General features: G+C 38.2%; 20 protein-coding genes and 1 pseudogene. 18 read left to right on the top strand and 3 right to left on the bottom strand.

All coding sequences use genetic code 11. The annotated features are described in order from the left end of the window. The first annotated feature begins 171 nt into the window (after positions 1 to 171). Positions 172 to 465: a type II toxin-antitoxin system MqsR family toxin gene (locus tag EJK17_RS11360; RefSeq protein WP_161494905.1), complete on the top strand. Its 294-nt coding sequence runs from the start codon at positions 172 to 174 to the stop codon at positions 463 to 465. A 13-nt stretch (positions 466 to 478) separates the two neighbouring features. Then, a complete protein-coding gene (locus EJK17_RS01030) occupies positions 479 to 880 on the top strand; it encodes a type II TA system antitoxin MqsA family protein (RefSeq protein ID WP_103661812.1) in 402 nt (133 codons plus the stop codon). Between the two features lie 37 nt (positions 881 to 917). Here EJK17_RS01030 and EJK17_RS01025 read toward each other — a convergent pair. Beyond that, positions 918 to 1,747, bottom strand: a pseudogene (locus tag EJK17_RS01025) (AAC(3) family N-acetyltransferase). A gap of 497 nt (positions 1,748 to 2,244) precedes the next feature. Between EJK17_RS01025 and EJK17_RS01020 the strand changes: the two are divergent. Together EJK17_RS01020 and EJK17_RS01015 are read left to right on the top strand one after the other, a co-directional pair. Continuing rightward, positions 2,245 to 3,828 (top strand): ATP-binding cassette domain-containing protein, encoded by a 1,584-nt coding sequence (locus tag EJK17_RS01020; RefSeq protein ID WP_103661811.1) that lies wholly within the window; start codon positions 2,245 to 2,247, stop codon positions 3,826 to 3,828. Further along, positions 3,828 to 5,408: an ATP-binding cassette domain-containing protein gene (locus EJK17_RS01015; RefSeq protein ID WP_103661810.1), complete on the top strand. Its 1,581-nt coding sequence runs from the start codon at positions 3,828 to 3,830 to the stop codon at positions 5,406 to 5,408. Before EJK17_RS01020 ends, EJK17_RS01015 begins: the two co-directional genes overlap by 1 nt. 39 nt (positions 5,409 to 5,447) lie before the next feature. On the opposite strand, the gene EJK17_RS01010 is transcribed toward EJK17_RS01015, so the two are convergent. Together EJK17_RS01010 and EJK17_RS01005 are read right to left on the bottom strand one after the other, a co-directional pair. Further along, positions 5,448 to 5,843: a hypothetical protein gene (locus EJK17_RS01010; RefSeq protein ID WP_103661809.1), complete on the bottom strand. Its 396-nt coding sequence runs from the start codon at positions 5,841 to 5,843 to the stop codon at positions 5,448 to 5,450. An 11-nt stretch (positions 5,844 to 5,854) separates the two neighbouring features. Next, positions 5,855 to 6,469 carry a lysophospholipid acyltransferase family protein gene (locus EJK17_RS01005; RefSeq protein ID WP_103661808.1) on the bottom strand — a complete coding sequence of 205 codons (615 nt, stop codon included), beginning with the start codon at positions 6,467 to 6,469 and terminating at the stop codon, positions 5,855 to 5,857. Between the two features lie 57 nt (positions 6,470 to 6,526). On the opposite strand from EJK17_RS01005, the gene EJK17_RS01000 reads away from it, so the two are divergent. The 14 genes from EJK17_RS01000 to EJK17_RS00935 all read left to right on the top strand — a co-directional run bounded on the left by EJK17_RS01000 (position 6,527) and on the right by EJK17_RS00935 (position 22,243). After that, entirely contained in the window at positions 6,527 to 7,558 is a 1,032-nt protein-coding gene (locus tag EJK17_RS01000; RefSeq protein ID WP_103661807.1) for a GIY-YIG nuclease family protein, read from the top strand. A gap of 155 nt (positions 7,559 to 7,713) precedes the next feature. Continuing rightward, positions 7,714 to 8,490 carry a 30S ribosomal protein S2 gene (rpsB, locus tag EJK17_RS00995; RefSeq protein ID WP_103661806.1) on the top strand — a complete coding sequence of 259 codons (777 nt, stop codon included), beginning with the start codon at positions 7,714 to 7,716 and terminating at the stop codon, positions 8,488 to 8,490. 35 nt (positions 8,491 to 8,525) lie between these two features. Beyond that, on the top strand, positions 8,526 to 9,551 hold the full coding sequence (gene tsf / locus EJK17_RS00990; RefSeq protein ID WP_103661805.1) for a translation elongation factor Ts: 1,026 nt from the start codon (positions 8,526 to 8,528) through the stop codon (positions 9,549 to 9,551). Between the two features lie 140 nt (positions 9,552 to 9,691). Continuing rightward, a complete protein-coding gene (pyrH, locus tag EJK17_RS00985; RefSeq protein ID WP_103661804.1) occupies positions 9,692 to 10,426 on the top strand; it encodes a UMP kinase in 735 nt (244 codons plus the stop codon). Then, on the top strand, positions 10,419 to 10,976 hold the full coding sequence (gene frr / locus EJK17_RS00980; protein ID WP_103661803.1) for a ribosome recycling factor: 558 nt from the start codon (positions 10,419 to 10,421) through the stop codon (positions 10,974 to 10,976). Before pyrH ends, frr begins: the two co-directional genes overlap by 8 nt. A 2-nt stretch (positions 10,977 to 10,978) precedes the next feature. Next, positions 10,979 to 11,713, top strand: a complete 735-nt coding sequence (locus EJK17_RS00975; protein ID WP_103661802.1) for an undecaprenyl pyrophosphate synthase — start codon at positions 10,979 to 10,981, stop codon at positions 11,711 to 11,713. Positions 11,714 to 11,725: 12 nt separating this feature from the next. Then, positions 11,726 to 12,523 (top strand): phosphatidate cytidylyltransferase, encoded by a 798-nt coding sequence (locus tag EJK17_RS00970; RefSeq protein ID WP_103661801.1) that lies wholly within the window; start codon positions 11,726 to 11,728, stop codon positions 12,521 to 12,523. Positions 12,524 to 12,532: 9 nt separating this feature from the next. After that, positions 12,533 to 13,789, top strand: coding sequence for an RIP metalloprotease RseP (gene rseP / locus EJK17_RS00965; protein ID WP_103661800.1), 1,257 nt, complete (start codon positions 12,533 to 12,535; stop codon positions 13,787 to 13,789). A gap of 15 nt (positions 13,790 to 13,804) precedes the next feature. Beyond that, complete coding sequence (locus EJK17_RS00960) at positions 13,805 to 15,502, top strand: proline--tRNA ligase (RefSeq protein ID WP_103661799.1); 1,698 nt, start codon at positions 13,805 to 13,807, stop codon at positions 15,500 to 15,502. 5 nt (positions 15,503 to 15,507) lie between these two features. Next, positions 15,508 to 19,809 carry a PolC-type DNA polymerase III gene (locus tag EJK17_RS00955; protein ID WP_103661798.1) on the top strand — a complete coding sequence of 1,434 codons (4,302 nt, stop codon included), beginning with the start codon at positions 15,508 to 15,510 and terminating at the stop codon, positions 19,807 to 19,809. Positions 19,810 to 19,920: 111 nt separating this feature from the next. Beyond that, positions 19,921 to 20,400, top strand: a complete 480-nt coding sequence (gene rimP, locus EJK17_RS00950; RefSeq protein ID WP_127796135.1) for a ribosome maturation factor RimP — start codon at positions 19,921 to 19,923, stop codon at positions 20,398 to 20,400. A gap of 18 nt (positions 20,401 to 20,418) precedes the next feature. Then, entirely contained in the window at positions 20,419 to 21,618 is a 1,200-nt protein-coding gene (gene nusA / locus EJK17_RS00945; RefSeq protein WP_103661796.1) for a transcription termination factor NusA, read from the top strand. Positions 21,619 to 21,632: 14 nt separating this feature from the next. Continuing rightward, positions 21,633 to 21,929 carry an RNase P modulator RnpM gene (gene rnpM, locus EJK17_RS00940; RefSeq protein WP_103661795.1) on the top strand — a complete coding sequence of 99 codons (297 nt, stop codon included), beginning with the start codon at positions 21,633 to 21,635 and terminating at the stop codon, positions 21,927 to 21,929. Positions 21,930 to 21,931: 2 nt separating this feature from the next. Further along, the gene (locus tag EJK17_RS00935) at positions 21,932 to 22,243 is read left to right on the top strand and encodes a L7Ae/L30e/S12e/Gadd45 family ribosomal protein (RefSeq protein ID WP_103661794.1); all 312 of its coding nucleotides are present in this window, start codon (positions 21,932 to 21,934) and stop codon (positions 22,241 to 22,243) included.

Genomic DNA, 22,243 nt, shown 5'->3' with positions numbered 1-22,243 from the left:
AGAACGTCGAATGACGTTCTTTTTTTGATTCTAAAACTATGGAAATATTTAAGAAAACGTAAAATTTCAGATTATAAAAGAAAATTATACTTTTTTTGCGAATTTAATAAATGGAAAGGTAATTCTTACTATGAATTCATAGTGAAATATTTTATAATTAAGGTGAAAAATGTGAACCAGGAATTTGCTTTGAAAATCCTACAGAGATTAGTTGCTGAGGATAAATTTGTCATTGTTAATAGGCGTGTAGCGCATGCCAAAGGCGTTTCAAATGAAGTGGCAAAAGTTGTAATAGCACAATTAACAAGTGATGACTTTGTTAAAGTAACTAAGGATAGAGCTTTTCCCAATGAGTATTTATGGGTTTATGAAACTGATGTTGGTATTATTTATTACATCAAATGTAAATTCGCTTCGGATCTAAGTTGTGTGAAATTTATTTCTTTTCATCCATCAATTTATTAAGGAGGACACTCTCATGACCACTACATCAATTAAAAACTACACTAATACTTTTAACATCAGAGGAACTGAAATTGAAATTACTGCGCCTGCTCGGATTAATAATGCGACAGGAGAAGTTGTTCCTGACATGGAGCTTGATAATACAGCTATCAAGATGGCACAAGATAAATATCGGAAGAAGTTTAACTTTGTTGGCCCGGAAGATATCAAAAAATTACGGCAAAAATGGCAGCTATCGCAAAAAGAATTTGCGAAGGTTATTGGTTGGAGTCCGTCAACGGTAGCCTTGTATGAAGTGGGAGAAATACCGACCAAGAGTAACAATCGCTTGCTCAAGGTCATGATCAAAGATCCTAAGGTAATGGAAGCATTTATTGCTGAAAGTAAAGCTGATGATAATTTAAAAGAATTATAAAAAAGGGAAGAGCCTTAAAACAGCTCTTCCTTTTAAATTAGTCTAAACTATTACCAAATTTTTGATCTTTGTCTTTAAACCATTTTCTAGCAAATTGAACCAGAGGTTTAACGTCAATCACTTTGATTAATCCATGATTTAATTGCGTTTCTTGCCATGCGTTAGGATGTGCTTTTTCAAAAGCAGCTCCTAGTTCATTAAAATCATCATATGAATCCATATCAATGTTTTGGTAGTTAGTCCAAGTTGTTTTACCATCTTTACCAATACCAGTTGCAGCAGAACAAGTTTCAGTTTTACGATTAATAGAATAGTAGACTCGGCGTAATGAAATATCGTACAAGTTTCGTAATCAGTTCCGAGAAAAATAATTTTTCCGTTGTGTTGATAAAGGTAATCTAGTGGACTGTCAATCCCGTATGGCATGTTTAAAGGTTGTTTGTGTGCAATTTCAGTTGCATTTTTACCCCAAATAGCGATCGGCAAGTAGGGATGAGTACTTCTGATAACTCCTGTTAAACTACGAAAGTATTCAGGTGTGATACCAATTCCATCAGTAACTGAAGTTAAGGGATCATAAGGTGGCATTGAATCACGAACAACTTGGATTAAGTCTTTTCTGACAGGTGGATATTCCCAAGTTGCGGGATCACAATTTGTCGAAACCTCAGACACCATCATCAAGGTTCCATGAGCTAGTGTTTCTTTTAAAGCTCTAACTAAGCTTTCAGGTCCACCAGGAACATAGTTAAACTTGCTAAGAGCAGTATGAACGATGCACGCATCGCTTTCTTTCACATCTAATTGCTTTAAGGCTTGCTTAAAGTCGTTTTTGCTAGTAATTGTAGTAATTTGTTTTTCAGACATTTTGTTTCCTTTTCTATAAAAACGTTATTGACTTGGTCTGAATGAAATTACTCTTGCTTTACTTTGACAATCATTGATTTTAATTTTTTTGTTACTCATCTTATTGTTCAGCTTTCTGTCTTAAATGATATTCGTAGTGTAACATGAAAAATATTTTCTTCATAGCGTTGCAAAATTAAAAGAATATGATATTCTAATAACAACAATTAATAGAAATAAGAGGAATTTGCCATATGATTCGTTTACTGAATCTCTAATATCTGATTTGTTGTTTAAATGAAAGTACCTAATTAAGCTTATTTAGTGTACCCATTTTTAAATCTGATATTAGCAGTAAATGAATTCTGGCTAGTCTTCTCACCGAAACTAACCATTATTTGTGGCACTGCTAATTAGAAGATGACGCTAATTAACAGTGCTTTTTCTTTGCAACAAATCGAGTTAGAGATTATTTTTTCGCCTAATTAAGATCTACAAAGAAAAGGAAAAAGAAAATAATGGGTTTAAAAGAATACTTTAAGACTAATCCTCGGCGTGCTCTTTTTGTCTTAATGACAGTCACGTTGACGCAAGTCATGACAACAGTTTATACATATTTAACCAGTCCGCAACTGAATGCTATCAGTCAAGGTAAGTTTAATTATTTTTTGCTGTTGCTCTTAGTGCAATTTATTTGCGGGCAGATTTGTAACGTTAGCTTCAATGTGGCTAGTGTGCAATCTACTAAACAGACGCAAGCCTTGTTCCATCAAGTTAGAGCAAAAATTCTTAAGCATTATTATAGTCAGCCCACAGAACTTTCGACGATGGAAAATAATCTTGGAAATGACTTACAAATGGTGCAAGAACGCTATTTTGATCGTTTATTCTTTTTTGCCTGTGATTCGATCTATGTCATTTTAACGATTGGAACCTTGTTCACTTTTCACTGGCTGTTAGTTGCGTATTCATTACTGATTACCACTTTAGCAATTATGGTACCTAAATTTTTTGAAAAATATACTAGTGCAAAAACGGCTGCCGTTTCAGCTGCTAATAGTAAGTTTCTTCAGACGATTGCGCATTGGTTCCAGGGACTAGATGAATTGCGGCGTTTTGAGAAGAAACACATTCTCAAGTTGAAGATCGAACAACCTAGTCGTGACTTGGAAGAGAAGTCATATCAAGAACAGCGCTTAATGAGTTATCTCTCAATTGTCAGTGGCGCATTTGATATTTTGGGCAGAATTGGTGTCCCAGTAATCGCCGGGCTTTTATTCTATCAACATCAAGTGAGTTTGGGTGCAATCTTAACCGCAGGCTATTTTGCCAATGGTGTTTTTTATACAGTAACGCAAAACGTTAATACCTATACTGAACTGCGGTCAACCAAAAAGCTCAGAGATAAATTAGTGTCCCTTCAAAGTGAACTTCAACTAAGTAAAAAAGTTGGAATTGACCAAATTGAGACAATTCGGGTGCAAAATCTCAGTGTGAAATATGAGAATAATGAAGTGATTACTTATCCTGATTTTTCAATTAAACGTGGAGAAAAAGTATTGCTCACAGGCGACAGTGGGACTGGTAAATCAACTTTGTTAAAAGTGATACTTGGACAGCTTGTTCCGGAGACCGGGCAAGTGACTTATTTGGATAAAAATAATTGCTTGATCAAGCCGAATTTAGCGCAAGTTGATTATTTAGCACAGGATTTGATCATGTTTCCGGGAACAATCCAGGACAATATCACAATGTTTAAGCCTGATTTAGAAAAAGCTGTCCCCCACGTAGTTACTGAGACTGCTTTTAAATCAGATCAAGATAAATTGCAACAAGGCTTATTAACTAAAATTGATCCTGAGAAAAATATCCTTTCAGGTGGTCAACGACAAAAAGTGGTTTTAATGCGGACTTTAATTGCAAACAAATCCTGGCTTTTGCTTGATGAAGCAACCAGCGCAATTGATCAAACGGCCACAACCGAGATTTTGCAAACAATCGTGCTTTCACAGGCAACAGTAATGATGGTTGCTCATAACTTGACGCCAGAACAGCGAAATTTATTTGCGCGCGAAATTCACTTGGAGAGAGGACAAAAATAATGAACTTAAAAGAATTATTTAAGCTAAATCCGTTCCGCTTTATTGTTAGTTTGTCGTTCCAAGTTTTAGGCGCCTTAGCGGGTGTGTCAGCTAGTTTGTTTTTGACTTGGCAATTCAATGCCGTTCGGCAAAAGCAACTAACTTGGTTCTTTATCTGGACTGGTGGGCAATTAGCTTGCTGGGTAGTGTCTTACTTAGTCCTTACATGGTCAAATATTCTATGGCAAAGGCATACTCAAGACTATTTGCACTTAATTCGACAAGAGCTAACAGATCACTATTTTGAAACGCAGCAAGAGCTTAAAATTGCTAAAGTGCAGAGTCGAATGACTAATGATCTCAATTTATTGGCACAGGATTATTTACTATCAATCAGAAAGATTGCCGGAATGTTAGCAAGTATTTTGGTTGTAGCGGTTAGTTTGTTTACTTTTCAGTGGTCATTATTAGTTGCTTGTTTGATTTTTGCGGCAGTACAAATTTTATTGCCCAAAGTTATGAGTAAAGCTTTGCAAAAGGCTACCCAAAGGGTGTCAGCTGCTAATGAAAACTATTTGAAGACTTTGGGGGATTGGTTAATTGGTTTTTCTGAGGTCAGAAGATACTTAGCCTTTAATCATCTTTTTGCGGTCGTTACTGCTAGTTCTAACCGAGTAGAGCAGGCTAATGTGCAGAAGCAAAAGGTTGATCAGGAATTGGATTATCTCAATCAATTGGCATATTCCATCGGGGATGCCTTGATCTTTTTATTAACTGCCTTTTTAGTAGTCAATAACCTAGCTAGTTTTGGCCTTGTGGCTAGTATCGGTAATTTTAGTTCGGATTTATTTGGCTCTTTGCAGGGGATTGCTGATAACTTGGGTAGGATTAATTCTAGCCAGTCATTGCGGCAAACGATTATGGCCGAAAAAAGTAAAATTATTCCTAAAAAGAATGCTGCTGGACAGGCACCTTGGGGAATTGCTACCGACAAACTTGCAATTAACTTCGCTAATGGTGAGAAATTGACTTTTCCTGATCTTAAAATTAATCCTGGTGAAAAAATATTACTAACCGGTGATTCAGGTGCAGGAAAGTCGACTTTATTTAAATTGTTGTTAGGTGAACTTACACCTTCTAGTGGCAAAATTCATTATTTTGATCAAGAAAATGAGGAGATTACTCCCAAACTCAATGAAATCACTTATTTGCCCCAAGAACCTGTTTTGTTTCCAGCTAGCATTAGTGAGAATGTCACCATGTTTGATCAAAGCCTAACAGGACAAGTTGATCAGGCATTAGCTAAAGTAGAATTGAAAAAAGATTTAAATAGTTTTGATAAAGGAAAAGAAACGGTTATCAATTTAGATCAGCTGAATGTTTCAGGTGGTCAACGGCAGAAGATTGTCCTTGCCCGTGGACAAATTCACCGTAGCAAAATGCTCTTAATTGATGAGGAAACTAGTGCAATTGATCGGCAAGCAACGATGAAAATTTTGCAAAAGTTAGTGCAAACTGATGCAACTATCGTTTTTATTGCTCATAATTTTAGCGAAAGAATGCGAGATTTATTTGATCGTGAGATATTTTTAGAAAAGTAAAAAAAGGCCGAGATTTTTCTCGGTCTTTTTGGTTAATTATTAGTTTTCAAGCTCACTCATTAAATCTTGTGCTAGTGGATAAATCTTTGGTGCTTGCCATCGTCCGATCCAATTTAAAATGTAAGCAGTAATTGGATCAAAATTTAAAAAAGGATGAATCTTTTTAAATTCCTTAGTGAAATCAGCTAAAGTCAAATTCTCAGGATTTTCAGTATGATTATAAACTTCAATTGTTTTTAAAAGCAATTTATCTTTTACTTTTTCGTCTCTGATTCCAAGATTATATAATTCCATACTTAGTGAAACAGGATTATTATTCTCATCATGAAGATAAAGCATCACTTCTCGCAGTGCCTCTGCAAGCATTTGAGGACTTTCGTGCTTTTCAGCTTCAAGTGCACTTGCGAGTTCTTTGGAATTGTTTTGCTCTGTCATAGTTTTCTCTCCTATTTAGCAACGTAGTGGAAATCTGGATTTTGTTCTTGATCAAGTTTATTCCAAGCGTCTTGCATGATTTGGTCATACTTAGCTTCATTTTCCTTGGTCATTTTCATCTTCCGATCAATTTCAATTGGTTCGCCAAAGCAAATTTCCATCGGCTCACGCTTGAGTAATCCCTTAAAGGTTAATGGTCCTTGATAAACAACCGGAACCAGTGGCTTTTTTGATAATTTGGCAATCACTAAGGCACCACTTTTTAGTTTAGCTGAGTGGCGTGTGCCTGAAGGGAAAATAATTAATGAAAGTTTTCCTTCTTTTAGTCCTTTAACTGGAATTTTTAGCACTGATGGACCGGGATGCTTTCGATCCACTGGAAAGGCATGTGAATGGTTCAAAATAAAACGTAAAACTGGATTCTTAAATAATTCAATTTTTGCCATAAACATGAATTCCATTGGGCTGGCAGCTAAGGCAAACAAGACAGGCTCCCACCAAGTACGGTGTGGTGCAACTAAAATATAATTTCCTTCTGGTAAACGATCTTTATGATGAACGTGTAAGTGTCCATTCAAGACCCAAATGATGAATCTGACGATCGGACGTATAAATCGATAAAACATAATTTCCTCCAATTGTTGTAAGATATTATAGCAGAGAATTTGAGAGGATAAAATCTTATGGTTGAACTTGGTAAAAATGAACGCATTGATTATATGTATAGCGATAGCCTACAAATAATTCAAGATAAGACAGCTTTTAGCTTTTCTTCAGATACTTTATTCCTGGCCCATTGGGCAAAAAAGGCGATTCATGATCGCAATAAAGTGGCGGAATTATGTTCAGGGAATTGTGCTGCCACCATGTATATGGCTTATTTTAATCGGGCAAAATATGATGCGGTTGAAATTCAGCCAGAAATTGCTTCCCAAGCTCGGCGTTCAATTGCCCTCAATCATATGGAAAACAGGATTACAGTTCATGAAGACAATGTTTTAAATGCGCCGAAGTTTTTACGCAAAGATTCGTATGACGTGGTTGTGGTAAATCCCCCATATTTCAAAGTGCCGAAGGGTCATGAGGTGAACCCAGATGAAAAGAAGGCAATTGCTCGCCACGAGATTTTGATTAATTTAGAACAAATTATTGAAGTTTCAAGTCGATTACTCAAGATGAAAGGCAAAATGTTCATGGTTCATCGCCCTGAGCGTTTAGGAGAAATTTGCTACTACTGTATGAAGCATGACTTGAGCGTCAAAATGGTGCAGCCTTTTGTGTCTCATCGCGGTGAAGATGCAAATTTAATGATTATCGAGGCAGTTAAGCATACTGCTTTTGATGGAACGGTAATTAAGGATGCAATCGAAGTGCATGACAAAACGGGAGCATATCAGCCAGAGTTACAGCGAATTTTGCGTGAGACACCTGAGGATAAAGCAAAGCATGATAATGCAGGGGATTATTATTTCTATGTTTTACTTTGCAATGATGGTAGTTTTTATGGTGGTTTTACCAATGATTTGGCTCACCGCTTAAAAATGCATAATAGCGGTAAAGGAGCAAAATACACCAAATCGCGCCGGCCGGTTAAAATGATTTATCACGAGAAGTTTGATGATAAGCGTTTGGCCTTGAAGCGTGAATATTGGTTTAAGCATCATACGAGAGCATGGAAGAAAAAATTCTTGCGCGAACATAATGTAAAATTTTAGCTTGCATTTAAAACGTGATTTTTGTATGATGTTTAGGTATGCTGCGTGCATACAAAGAAAACACATCAAGAGCGATCGATATCGTGGTGCCCAGGGTAGTGGTCAGATATCGAAATGAACGCTTGAGAGGATTAAAACCTAGGAGGAATTTATTTATGTCAGTTGTTACTATGAAGCAATTGCTTGAAGCAGGTGTCCACTTTGGTCACCAAACTCGTCGTTGGAACCCTAAGATGGCTCCTTACATTTTTACTCAAAGAAATGGTATCTACATCATTGACTTGCAAAAGACTATCAAGATGTTAGATGATGCTTACAACTTCATGAAGGCCGTTGCTCAAGAAGACGGTGTCTTCTTGTTTGTAGGTACTAAGAAGCAAGCTCAAGACTCAATTGCTGAAGAAGCAACCCGTGCAGGTCAATACTACGTAAACCAACGTTGGTTAGGTGGTACTTTGACTAACTGGACTACTATTCAAAGCCGTGTTAAGAGATTAAAGCAATTAAAGGAAATGTCACAAGACGGTACCTTTGATGTTCTTCCAAAGAAGGAAGTTGCTCTTTTAACTAAGGAAATGGACAAGCTTGAAAGATTCTTAGGTGGTATCGAAGATATGCCTAGAATTCCAGACGTATTGTTCGTAGTAGATCCTAAGAAGGAAAAGATCGCTGTTCACGAAGCTAACATCTTGGGTATTCCAGTTGTTGCTATGGTTGACACTAACACTGATCCAGACCCAATCGATGTAATTATCCCATCAAACGATGATGCTATCCGTGCTATCCGTTTGATCGCTGGCGCAATGGCTGATGCCATTATCGAAGGCAAGCAAGGTAAAGACGATGCTGATTCAAGTCTTGAAGTTGACTTTGCTGAAGGTGCTGACGGTAAGGATGAAATCGTTGGTGCTGAAGAACACGACGAAGACTAGTTTTTACTATTAGTTCCGTAGGAGGGTCTATATTAATGGCACAAATTACTGCAAAATTAGTTAAAGAATTACGTGAACGTACCGGTGCCGGCGTTATGGACGCTAAGAAGGCATTGGTTGAAGTTGACGGTGACATGGACAAGGCTGTTCAATACCTTCGTGATAAAGGTATGGCTAAGGCTGCTAAGAAGGCAGACCGTGTTGCAGCTGAAGGTTTAACTGGTGTTTATGTTGACGGTAATGTTGCAGCTATTACTGAAGTTAACTCAGAAACTGACTTTGTTTCTTCAAACGACAAGTTCGTTAACTTGGTAAAGGCAGCTACTAAGACCATTGCTGAAGGTCAACCTGCTGATATGGAAGCAGCTAAGGAATTAAAGATGGACGATGGTTCAACTTTAGACCAAGCATTTGTTAATGCTACTGCCACTATCGGTGAAAAGATTGTATTGCGTCGTTTCGCATTGGAAGAAAAGAATGATGACCAAGAATTTGGTGCATACCAACACAATGGTGGCCAAATCGGTGTTATCACTGTCTTAGAAGGTGCTGACGCTGCTACAGCTAAGCACTTAGCAATGCACATCGCTGCAATGAAGCCTAAGGTTATCTCACCTGAAGAATTGGACGACCAATTCATCGCTGATCAATTAGCTGTGATGAACCACAAGATTGATCAAGATAACGAAAGTCGTGCTTTGGTACACAAGAAGCCATTGCCACACCACGAATTCGGTTCAGAAAAGCAATTAACTGATGATGTTTTAGCTAAGGCTAAGGAAGACATCAAGGCTGAACTTAAAGAAGAAGGTAAGCCAGAAAAGATCTGGGACAGAATTATTCCAGGTAAGATGCAACGTTTCATCGATGATAACACTCAAGTTGATAAGCAATTTGCTGTTTTATCACAAGACTACATCATGGATGACAGCAAGACTGTTGGCGAATTCTTGAAAGAAAAGGGCGCTAAGTTAGTTGCTTTCCAACGTTATGAAGTTGGTGAAGGTATCGAAAAGAAGCAAGAAGACTTTGCTGCCGAAGTTCGCGAACAAATGAAATAATGATTATTAAAAATGGAGGACGTAAGTCCTCTATTTTTTTACCTAATTTTTTCTAAAAATATAATTTGTAACCCTGTGAGACTCTACATTATGTAAGTTTATATGGTAGAATAATTAAAGCTATTATAGGAGGTTCACTAATGAGTCAAGTTAAATATAAACGCATCATTTTGAAAATTTCTGGTGAAGCTTTAGCCGGTGATGAAGGCCAAGGCATAAACCCAACAGTTATTGCACACTTAGCAAAAGAAATTAAGTCTGTGCATGATTTAGGCGTTCAAATTGGGATCGTCTGTGGTGGCGGTAACATGTGGCGCGGTGAAACCGGAGCTAAGTTGGGCATGGAACGTGCTCAAGCTGACTATATGGGAATGCTCGCTACGATCATGAACGGTTTGGCTTTGCAAGATGGTTTGGAACACGTTGGTGTGCCAACTAGATTGCAAACTTCAATTGAAATGCGTCAAGTAGCAGAACCATATATCCGGAGAAAGGCTATTCGTCACCTTGAAAAAGGCCGTGTAGTAATCTTCGGTGGTGGTACTGGTAACCCATACTTCTCAACTGATACGACTGCTGCTTTACGTGCTGCCGAAATTGGCGCCGATGTCATTTTAATGGCTAAGAACGGTGTTGATGGTGTTTACTCAGCTGATCCAAAACTTGATCCATCAGCAACTAAGTATTCAGAATTAACTCAACTTGATGTAATTGCCAAGAACCTGAAGGTGATGGACCGTACAGCAAGTTCCTTGTCAATGGATACTGATATCCCATTGGTTGTTTTCAATGTTAATACTCCAGGCAACATCAAGAAGGTTGTTTTAGGTGAAAACATTGGTACTGTAATTGAAGGTGGTAAGAAAAATGAATAATGAAACAATTAATAAAGCCAAAGAAAACATGGAAAAATCAATCAAGGTTTTCCAAAAGAATTTAGCTTCCATCCGTGCTGGTGTTGCTAACGCTGGTTTATTGGAAGGCGTCAAAGTAGACTACTACGGTGCACCAACTCCTTTGACTCAAATGTCTAGTGTAACTATTCCTGAACCAAGAGTTCTTTTGATTACACCATACGATGTAAACAGTTTGGATGATATTGAACATGCTTTACTTGCCTCTAATTTGGGCTTGACTCCAGCTAACGATGGTAAAGTAATTCGTCTAGTAATCCCTCAACTTACTGGTGAAAGAAGAGAAGAAATCGCCAAGCAAGTTGGTAAGGAAGCTGAAGAAGCTAAGATTGCTGTTAGAAATGTTCGTCGTGACGCGATGAACGCCCTTAAGCGTCAAGAAAAAGACGATGAAATTACTGAGGATGAACAACGTAACTTAGAAAAGCAAGTGCAAAAGGTAACTGACGATGCTACCAAGAAGATTGATGAACTTGCTGAAGCTAAGCGTAAGGAAATTACTCAAGCTTAATAATGGTGAAAAAGAAGAATGAATTAAATCATCTAGCCATTATCATGGATGGTAATGGTCGTTGGGCACGTAAGCAACATAAGCCACGTGTTTTTGGTCATCGTGAAGGTATGGAAAACGTTGAAAGAATAACCTTAGCTGCTGATAAATTAGGAATTAAGGTTTTAACTTTATATGCTTTTTCTACTGAAAACTGGGCTCGACCAAAAGAAGAAGTAGCTTATTTAATGAATTTACCAGTTCGCTTTTTTGATCATTTCATGCCAACTTTAATGGAAAATAACGTTAAAGTTAATATCATGGGTTACTTGGATGAATTACCAGCCAAGACCTACGACGTCGTTCAACGAGCTATGGCTGAAACTGCCAATAATACTGGCTTAGTCCTTAATTTTGCCTTTAATTATGGTTCACGGCGTGAAATTGTTTCTGCTGTCCGTGAATTAGGCGGCATGATTGAAAGTGGCAGTTTAAGCAGTGATCAAATTGACGAGAAGTTATTGTCACAACATTTAATGACTGCTAAACTTGGCCCTTATCAGGATCCAGATCTTTTAATTAGAACCTCAGGAGAACAGAGAATTTCTAATTTCTTACTATGGCAAATCGCTTATTCAGAACTTGCCTTTAGTAAAAAAGCCTGGCCTGATTTTACTGAAAATGATTTAAAAGAATTTGTAGAAAATTACCAAAAACGCAATCGTCGATTTGGTAAAGTTGATGAATCAGATAGTTAGATTGATTGAAATATGAAACAAAGAGTAATCACGGCAGTTATTGCCTTAATCTTATTTATTCCGATTGTCCTTGCAGGCGGACTTTGGATGGATTGGTTAACAGTTGCTTTTGCAGCTGTTGGAATCGCTGAAATCTTCTTAATGAAGAAACAAATTTTAGTGTCTGTAGACTTTGTCCTTGCTTTACTGGCAACCTTGACTTGGACAGTACCTGATGCTGCCTTTAATAATGTGCCTTGGCATTGGACTAAGTTCGGCACTTACTTTGCCTTAATTATGTTGATGTTGACCTGGACTGTGTTATCAAAGAATAAGACAACCTTTGATGACGTTGGTGTTTATACCTTAGCTTCACTTTATATTGGTACTGGCTTCCACTACATGGCAGCTATCAGAAGTGACAGTAATGGTTTAGCACTTCTGTGCTACGTCTTTGTCGTAGTTTGGTCAACCGATATTGGTGCCTACATGATCGGACGTAAGTTAGGTCGTCATAAGTTATGGCCAGTAATCAGCCCTAACAAGACTTGGGAAGGTTCAATTGGTGCAGTCATCTGTGCTTTAATTTTCACGGCTATTTATGTGGCCTTAGTGCCAATGAAGCAACCACAAGTAATGATGATTGTTTTGGCCTTCTTCCTTTCAATTGTTGGTCAAATGGGCGATTTAGTGGAATCAGCTTATAAGCGATTCTACGGTGTAAAGGATTCTGGTAAAATTTTACCAGGTCACGGTGGTATCCTAGACAGATTTGATAGTATGCTTTTTGTTTTACCAATCATGGCATTTGTCTTAGGAATTGTACACTAGGAGATAATATTGAAGGGTATATTAATCTTTTTAGTAGTATTCGGTTTGCTCGTATTCGTTCATGAATTCGGGCATTTTATCGTTGCTAAGAAGTCTGGTATTTTAGTTAGAGAGTTCTCAATTGGAATGGGTCCTAAGCTCTTTCAAATTAGAAGAAATCCCACAACTTATACTATTCGTTGGCTTCCGCTGGGTGGTTATGTCCGTTTAGCCGGAGCTGATGATGAAAGTAAACTTGACCCAGGAATGACAGTGATTGTTCAATTAAATGATCAAGATGAAGTGGTTAGAATTGATGCCTCTGAATCTGACATGCCAATTGAAGGGATTCCGATTCAAGTCACTAAAGCAGATTTAGTTGACGATTTAACCATCAGTGGTTATGAAAATGGGGAAGAGGACAAGCCAGTTACTTACCATGTCAACCACGATGCTACAATTATCGATAAAAATAAAACAGAGTTGATTATTGCACCGCGTGATACGCAATTTCAACAAGCCAAGGTTTGGCAGAAGTTAGCAACTAACTTTGCTGGTCCGTTTATGAATATTGTCTTAGGCTTTGTCGTCTTTTTAATTTGGACCTTTACTGTACCTGGTCCAGCAACAACTACTGTTGCCAAAGTAACGCCAGCTTCTCCAGCTAAACAAGCCCAAATTGTGCCAGGAGACAAGATCTTGGCGATTAATAATCACAAAATGACTAGCTTCCAAGATATCTCACTTGCCATTGATCAAAGTAAGGGTAAAGATCTTACGATGAAAGTCCAAAGAAGTGGTAAGATTAAAGACGTTATCGTTAAACCGAAAGTTAAAGTTATTCAAAAGCAAAAGGTTTACCAAATTGGAATTCAAGCAAAGAGCGATGAAAATGCTGGGGTTAAGTTAAAGCGGGGTTGGAATACTGCTGTTTCAACCACTGGCTTAATTTTCCAAGCAGTTGGTAATTTATTTAGTCACTTTAGTTTGAATAAATTATCTGGTCCAGTGGGAATTTATTCGCAAACTTCTCAAGTCTCACAGATGGGCTTCAGTTATCTGTTAGCCTTCTTGGGAATGATTTCTATTAACTTAGGGATTGTTAACTTAATTCCGATTCCTGGACTTGATGGAGGAAAACTTTTACTTAATTTAATTGAATTGGTTCGCGGTAAGCCAATTTCTGAAGATCATGAAGCAATTGTTGAGCTAATTGGCTTTGGATTGTTACTATTATTAATTATTGCAGTTACTGGTAATGATATTTATCGTTACTTTATTAAATAGTTTTTGGAGGAAAGAATGCGTCAATCAAAATTCTTCATGCCAACATTGAAGGAAGCTCCTGCTGATGCTGTAGCTGAAAGTCACAAGCTAATGATTCGTGGTGGTTATATTCGCCAGGTTACTGCTGGTGTTTATGCCTACTTACCACTTGGCTATCGCGTCTTACGTAAGGCAGAAAACATTATTGAACAAGAAATGGATCGGATTAACGTTCCAGAAATGATTATGCCTCACTTACTGCCAGCTACTTTATGGCAAGAATCAGGCCGTTATAAGAAGTACGGTGCTGAAATGTTCAAGTTAAAGGACCGTCACGGTCGTGAAAGTTTGCTTGGACCTACTCACGAAGAAACTTTTACTGAAATTATTGCCAAGAATTTGAAGAGTTATAAGCAAATGCCCCTTGCTTTGTACCAAATTCAAACTAAGTTCCGTGATGAAAACCGTCCTCGGTTTGGTCTTCTTCGTGGTCGTGAATTTGTGATGCTTGATGGCTACAGCTTTGCCGCAACCCGTGATCAATTAGACAAGCAATTTGATGATCAAAAGAATGCTTATAAGCGCATTTTTAAGCGTGCCGGTGTTACCGTTCACCCAGTTATTGCTGACTCAGGGACAATGGGAGGTAAGAATTCAACTGAATTCCAAGCTCCGGCTGCAATCGGTGAAGATACCATTGCTACTAACGAAAAGGGTACTTATGCAGCTAACCTTGAAATGGCAAAAAGTATCGATACCTTTAAGCAAGAACCAGAAGATGCTAAGGAATTAACTAAAGTTGCCACTCCAGATTGTGACACTATTGAAAAATTAGCTAAGTTCTTAAATGTTCCAACTACTAGAATTGTGAAGAGTATTCTTTACATTGCTGATGATCAAAAAGTTTTAGTTTTAATTCGTGGTGATAAGCAAATTAACGAAGTTAAACTTGGTCATGTGCTTGATGCTGATGAAGTTCGCGAAGCAACTGCAGAAGAATTAAAAGAAATCACTGGCAGTGAAAAGGGTGGTGTTGGTCCAGTTAAGGCTGATTGGGCTGATAAGATTGTTGCTGATGAAACTGTGAAGAATCTTTACAACGTGGTTGTTGGCGCAAATGAAACTGATTATCAATTCCAAAATGCTAACTTGGATCGTGACTTTAAGGTTGATGAATTTGCTGATCTTAGAACTGCCAATGAAGGCGAACCAGATCCAGTTGATCATTTACCACTTAAATTCACTACTTCAATCGAAGTTGGTCACATTTTCAAGCTTGGTACATACTACACAACTACGATGGGTGCTGATTTCTTAGATCAAAATGGTAAAGCTCAACCAGTTATCATGGGTTCATACGGAATCGGTGTTACTAGAATGCTTTCAGCTGCAGTAGAACAACACTTAACTGAACATGGTGTTGCTTGGCCAAAGGAAATTGCTCCGTTTGCAATTCACATTATTCAAATGAAGATAAATAATGATGAACAAACTGCTTTAGCTGAAAAACTTGAAAAAGATTTGTCAGCTAAGTATGATGTTTTATATGACGATCGTAAAGAACGTCCAGGTGTTAAGTTCAACGATGCCGATTTAGTTGGTGCTCCAATTAGAATTACTATTGGACGTAAAGCAGCTGATGGGATTGTTGAAGTTAAGCGCCCAACAGACGAAAAAGCAACTGAAATTTCAGTTGACAAGTTAGATGAATTTGTAAATAAAGAGTTAGGATAATTTTTGTGACTGATAAAAACGAGTTATTCTTAAAACTTTTAAAGCAAATCAAGTTCCCTGATAAGTTTGAAGATAATGATCTCTTACAAAAAGGGAAAATTGAGAACGTGGATGTATACGCTAAAGAACATAAGTGGGATATCCACGTTCTTTTTGATACGCCTTTAAAGTTTGACACGTATAATGCCCTTAATAAGGCAATTCATGAAAGTTTTCATGATTTTGTAAATGCGAATTTGTTGGTTAGTACAGCTGACGGTTCTGACCAGTATTTAAATGACTACTGGCACTACGTAGTGCAGAATTCACAAGTTTTGCAACCAGTAGCCCGAGAATTTTTAGCAGGTCAAAAACCTGAAAAGAAGAACGGTCGCTGGATCATTCCGGTTGATAATGCAGTCATTGACAATATGATTGAGCAACAGGCATTGGATGATCTGGCTGAAGAAATGCGTAAATATGGTTTCTTCAATTTGAAATTCATGACGGAAGTCGATGAAGCCAGCTCAGAAAGTAATTTGCTGAGTCTGCAACAGCTTCAAGAAGAACATGAGAAGAATATGCAGCAGGCTTACGAAGCAATCCCTGATAAGCCCCAACCAAAGCAGTATCCAACTAAAAGACGGAGTTATGGCAACAATAAAATTGCCGAAGATGCTGAAATTACTCAGATTAATGATGTTGAAGATGGTACAAGAAACGTTGTTATCGAAGGTAACATTTTTAACATTGAATCACGTGAATTAAAGTCTGGCTCAGTTGTCTTTACCGGTGAAATTACTGACTACTCTGATTCAATCATGTTCAAGAAGTTTGTCTCTCAAAAAGATCAAATTGCTGAACTTGCAGCTATTAAGCCAGGTACTTGGGCTAAGATGCAAGGTTCTGCTGCAGATGATCAATGGGAACACGATGTTGTGTTCAACATTTATAATTTTGAAACGGTTGAGCATGTTGGTCGGCAAGAAGAATATGAAGGTGACAAGAAACGAGTTGAATTGCACCTGCATACGAATATGAGTCAATTGGATGCTACTAATACACCAACTGATTTTATTAAAACGGCTAAGAAATTTGGTCAAACTGCGATTGCCATTACAGATCACGGTGATGTGCAATCCTTCCCTGAGGCTTATAGCACGGGTAAAAATGAAGGCGTGAAGATCTTATATGGTGTCGAAGCCAATATGATTGATGATCATGCTTTGTTAGTGCTTAATCCAGCGGATATGAAGTATGAAGACCGTGAATTCGTTATCTTTGACGTTGAAACGACTGGTTTATCATCAGTTTATGACACGATTATTGAAATTGGTGCCGTTAAGATGAAAAATGGGGAAGTAATTGAACGCTTTGACAAGTTCATCAATCCACACCATCCATTGAGTGATCAAACAATCAACTTAACTTCTATTACGGATGAAATGGTTGGCGCTGCCGATGATGAAGATGTCGTGATTAAGCAGTTCAAAGACTTTTATGGCGATGATCCTTTGTGTGGTCATAACGTTCAATTTGACGTCGGTTTTGTTAACGCAGCTTTGCGCCACAGTGGACTTGAAGAGATTAAGCAGCCAGTGGTTGATACCTTGGAAGTATCACGGCTCTTGCACCCAGAACAAACCCGTCATACTTTGGATTCCTTAGCCAAAAAGTATGACGTTGTTTTGGAACATCACCACCGGGCCAACCAGGATGCCGAAGCTACGGGCTACTTAATGTTTAAGTTACTTGATGCTTTCAAAGATCGCTTCGATGAAGATAATTTGGGCAAGTTAAATGATTATGCCAAGTATGGGCAAGTTTATAAACGTGCTCGTCCAATGCATATGACGATCTTAGCTAAGAATCAAGCTGGGCTGAAGAATATGTATAAACTGGTTTCGATTGCCAGCACGGATGATTTTTACCGCATTCCGCGGACGCCAAAATCTGACTTACGCCGTCTTCACAAAGGATTATTATATGGTTCAGGCTGCTGGCAAGGGGATGTCTTCATTGCCATGATGCAAAAAGGCTATGATGAAGCTCACAAAAAGGCAAAATTCTATGATTTCCTTGAAGTGCAACCACCAGCAACGTACGCGCAGTTAATTGAAGATCATTTGATTGCTGATGAAGATGAACTAGAAGAAATTCTGACTAATATTTATAAGTTAGGTAAAGAACTAGGTAAGCCGGTTGTGGCTACCAGTGATGCGCACTATGTTGATCCGCACGAAGCAATTTATCGGACAATCTTAATTTCCGCTCAACGGAGTAATCCTAACCGGAATAAGCCACAACCAGATTTGCATTTCTACAGCACTCAAGAAATGTTGGATGCCTTTAGCTTTTTAGGTGAGGATGCTGCCAAGGAAATTGTCATTGATAATACCAACAAGATTGCTGATTCACTTGAAGAAATTGCTCCAATTAAGGATGGTCTGTATCCACCTCATATTGATAACGCTGATCAAGAAATGAAAGATCTGACCTACAATAAGGCTTATGAGCTTTATGGCAAGCCTTTGCCTAAGATTGTTAAGGATCGAATTGACTTGGAGCTTAATTCCATTATTTCTAATGGTTATGCGGTTATTTACTTGATTTCACAACGACTAGTAGCCAAGTCAAATAAAGATGGATATTTGGTAGGTTCCCGTGGATCCGTGGGATCAAGTTTAGTTGCGACTATGTCTGGGATTACAGAAGTTAATCCGTTGGCACCACACTACCGTTGTCCTAAGTGTAAATATTCTAAGTTCTTTACTAACGGTGAATATGGTTCAGGATTTGACTTGCCTGATAAAGATTGTCCAGAATGTGGTACGCCGCTAGTTAAAGATGGTCAAGATATTCCGTTTGCAACTTTCTTGGGCTTCCACGGAGACAAGGTTCCTGATATCGATTTGAACTTCTCAGGTGACTATCAACCAGTGGCTCATAACTTTATTCGGGTTATGTTTGGCCCTGATAATTCTTATCGGGCCGGAACTATTGCCACTGTTGCCGATAAGACTGCTTATGGGTATGCCAAGCACTTTGACGAAGAACGCGATTTGAAGTTAAGAAATGCTGAGCTTGATCGTTTAGCGGCTGGTGTTTCAGGAGTTAAGCGGACAACTGGTCAACACCCAGCCGGAATTGTTGTGGTGCCAAATGATATGGATATTTATGACTTTACACCAGTTCAATATCCAGCCGATGATGTGAATGCGGCTTGGTTAACCACTCACTTTGACTTCCACTCAATTCACGATAACATTTTGAAGTTTGATATTCTGGGACACGATGATCCAACCATGATCAGAATGTTGCAAGATTTATCTGGAGTTGATCCTTTGACGATTCCGCCGGATGATCCTGGCGTTATGTCACTGTTTTCAAGTCCAAAAATCTTAGGTGTAACCCCTGACCAAATTCAATCACAGACTGGGACTTTGGGAGTACCAGAATTCGGAACCCGTTTTGTTCGTGGGATGCTTGAAGAAACAAAGCCAACCACTTTCTCTGAATTACTGCAAATTTCTGGTTTGTCTCATGGGACTGACGTGTGGTTAGGAAATGCCGAAGACTTGGTTAATAACGGCACTTGCAAGTTGAAGGATGTAATTGGTTGTCGTGACAACATCATGATGGACTTGATTCACTGGGGCGTTAAACCTGAAATTGCCTTCTCAACAATGGAATCAGTTCGTCACGGTCGCGGAATCAGTGATGAAAACATGGCAGTTTTGAAAAAGAATAAAAATATTCCTGACTGGTACATTCCTTCATGTTTGAAAATCAAGTACATGTTCCCGAAGGCCCATGCGACAGCTTATATTTTGATGGCTTTGAGAATTGCTTGGTTTAAAGTTTATTATCCAGAAATCTACTACACTGCTTACTTCTCAGTGCGTGCTGACTTGTTCGACTTGGTAGCGATGAGTCACGGCAAAAACACTGTCAAAGCAGCCATGAAAGAAATTCAAGATAAAGGTAATGATGCGTCCGCTAAGGACAAGAGTTTGTTAACGGTTCTGGAAATTGCTAACGAATGCTTGGAACGTGGTATTAAAATTAAGATGGTTGATGTTGATCAATCAGAAGCAACTAACTTTAAGATTTTGGATCAACATACAATTTTGGCACCATTTAATGTTGTGCCAGGTCTTGGTGATAACGCTGCTAAGCAGATCGTGGCTGCTCGTGCTGAGCAAAAATTCTTATCAAAAGAAGATTTAGCTAAGCGTGGTAAAGTATCGCAAACAATTATGAATTACTTCGAAGATAACGGTGTCTTAGAAGGTTTGCCAGATCAAAATCAACTTTCATTATTTTAGTGACTAAAATTTTGAAAAAGCCGGCAAACATGATATACTAAGTCTTGAAGTTCGAATAGGTAAATTCGAGTGAGCAGTAATGCTCACTCTTTTTATTACGGAGGAAAGTTTTTGTCTAAAGTTACAGATCTTGTTCGTTCAGAAATCGAACCCATTATTACTGAACGTAATGATGAATTCGTTGATATTGAATATGTAAAAGAAAAGGGTCAAAATTATCTACGGGTCTACGTTGATAAGGATCAACCCGGCGGTATTGATATTAATGAAATCGCTGATTTAAGTGAATTAGTTTCAGAAAAACTCGATTCCTTAGATCCTGATCCGTTACCTGATCCATATGTTTTGGAACTCTCGTCTCCAGGGGCAGAGCGGCCAATTAAGACGGCTAAAGATTGGGAAAAGGCCAAGGATGATTATATTCATGTTGGTCTTTATCAAAAAATCGATGGCCAAAAGATATATGAAGGAACACTCAAATCCTACAATGATGAGGCAATTGAGTTAGAAGTTAAAATTAAAACAAGACGCAAGACATTGACGATTCCCCGTAAGTTAATTGCAAATGTCCGTTTTGCAATTGAATTTTAGAAAGGCTGATTAAAACTTATGTCTAAAGAAATGCTAGAAGCGTTTGCTACCTTAGAAGATAAGAAGGGCATCAAGCAAGATGTAATTGTTGACGCAATTAAAGCCGCTTTAGTAGCTGCATATAAAAAGAACTATAATCAAGCACAAAATGTTGAAGTTGACTTTGATCCTGCCAAAGGTAATTTCAAGGTAATGGCTGTTAAAACGGTTGTTGATGAAGTTCAAGATGATCGTTTAGAAGTTAGCTTGGAAGATGCTTTAGCAATTAACCGTGCTTATGAAGTTGGCGATGAAATTCGTTTTGAAGTAACACCAAAGAACTTCGGCCGGATTGCTGCCCAAACTGCTAAGCAAGTAATCATGCAACGTTTACGTGAAGCTGAAAGAAATCACATCATTGACGAATACTCACAATATGAAGATGAATTGATTACTGGTACAGTTGAACGTAGCGACAACCGTTTTGTTTATGTTAAAATTGGCAACGTTGAAGCAGTTATGCCTCGTCGTGATCAAATGCCAAATGAAACCTATAACCCACAAGATCAAATTAAGGTTTTAGTAACTCACGTTGGTTCTGATTCTAAGGGTGCCCAAATCGTTGTTTCAAGAACTGCTCCAGATATGGTTAAGCGGTTGTTTGAACAAGAAGTACCAGAAATTTATGATGGCACTGTTGAAATTGTTTCAATTGCGCGTGAAGCCGGTGACAGAACTAAGATGGCTGTGAAGTCAAGTGACCCTAACATTGATCCAGTTGGTACTTGTGTTGGTCAACGTGGTGCCCGTGTCCAAAACGTCGTTAACGAATTAGGCGGCGAAAATATCGATATCGTTAAGTACGAAGAAGATCCATCAGACTTTATCGCTAATGCATTGAACCCATCAGAAGTTATTGCGGTTCAATTTAGTGAAGACGAAGATGAAAAGAGCGCTTTAGTCATTGTGCCAGATTATCAATTATCTTTGGCAATCGGGAAGAAAGGCCAAAACGTTCGTTTAGCAGCGCGTTTGACTGGCTATAAGATTGATATTCGTCCTGAATCAGAAGTTGAATTTGTTGATGAAGACGCTAAGTCTGATGACAATGAAGATAATGAATCAACGACTGATACTGCAGTTGAAGATACCACTGCTGAAGACACTACTGCAGAAGAAGCTAATGATGAAGCTGAAGCAGCAGATACTGATAACGGCGAAGATAATACTGAAGAGTAAGGATTGGTGATCTTTTGAAAAAAAGAAAAATCCCAATGCGGAAGGATCTTTTGACTAATACAATGCAACCTAAAAAAGAATTAGTGCGTATTGTCATTGATAAAGAGAAAAATGTTGCGGTTGATCCAACCGGTAAAAAGCCTGGACGTGGAGCATATGTTTCTTTAGATCCAACTAAAATTGAAGCAGCTAAAGAAAAGGGCGTCTTAGAACGTAGTCTTGGTGCAAAAGTACCAGAATCGTTTTATGAAGAGCTTTATGCATATGTTGACCACCAAAAGGCTAGAAAAGAATTATTTGGTGATAAATAATTTTGCAAAATAAACAAAAAGCGCTAAATTTATTAGGTTTAGCGATGCGAGCTGGCAAAGTGATTGCGGGAACTGAAACCGTAATTATGGGTTTAGCTAAGCAAAAGGTAAAAGTAGTAATTATTGCTAGTGACTTACATGAAAATTCACTTGAAAAAGTTAACCGGGCAGTCCGCAAGGCTAATGTACAGTTAGTTGATCTTTTTACAGCGGATGAATTAGCACATGCAATTGGCAAAAAGCGGAAAGTCATCGGAATTACCGATCAAGGTTTTGCTAAGGCATTAGCAAAGAATATTAATGAAGGAGTGTGA

The organism is Lactobacillus xujianguonis (assembly GCF_004009905.1).
In the GTDB taxonomy this organism is placed as follows: Bacteria; Bacillota; Bacilli; order Lactobacillales; family Lactobacillaceae; genus Lactobacillus; species Lactobacillus xujianguonis.
This window is presented reverse-complemented; position numbering and strand designations above follow the sequence as displayed.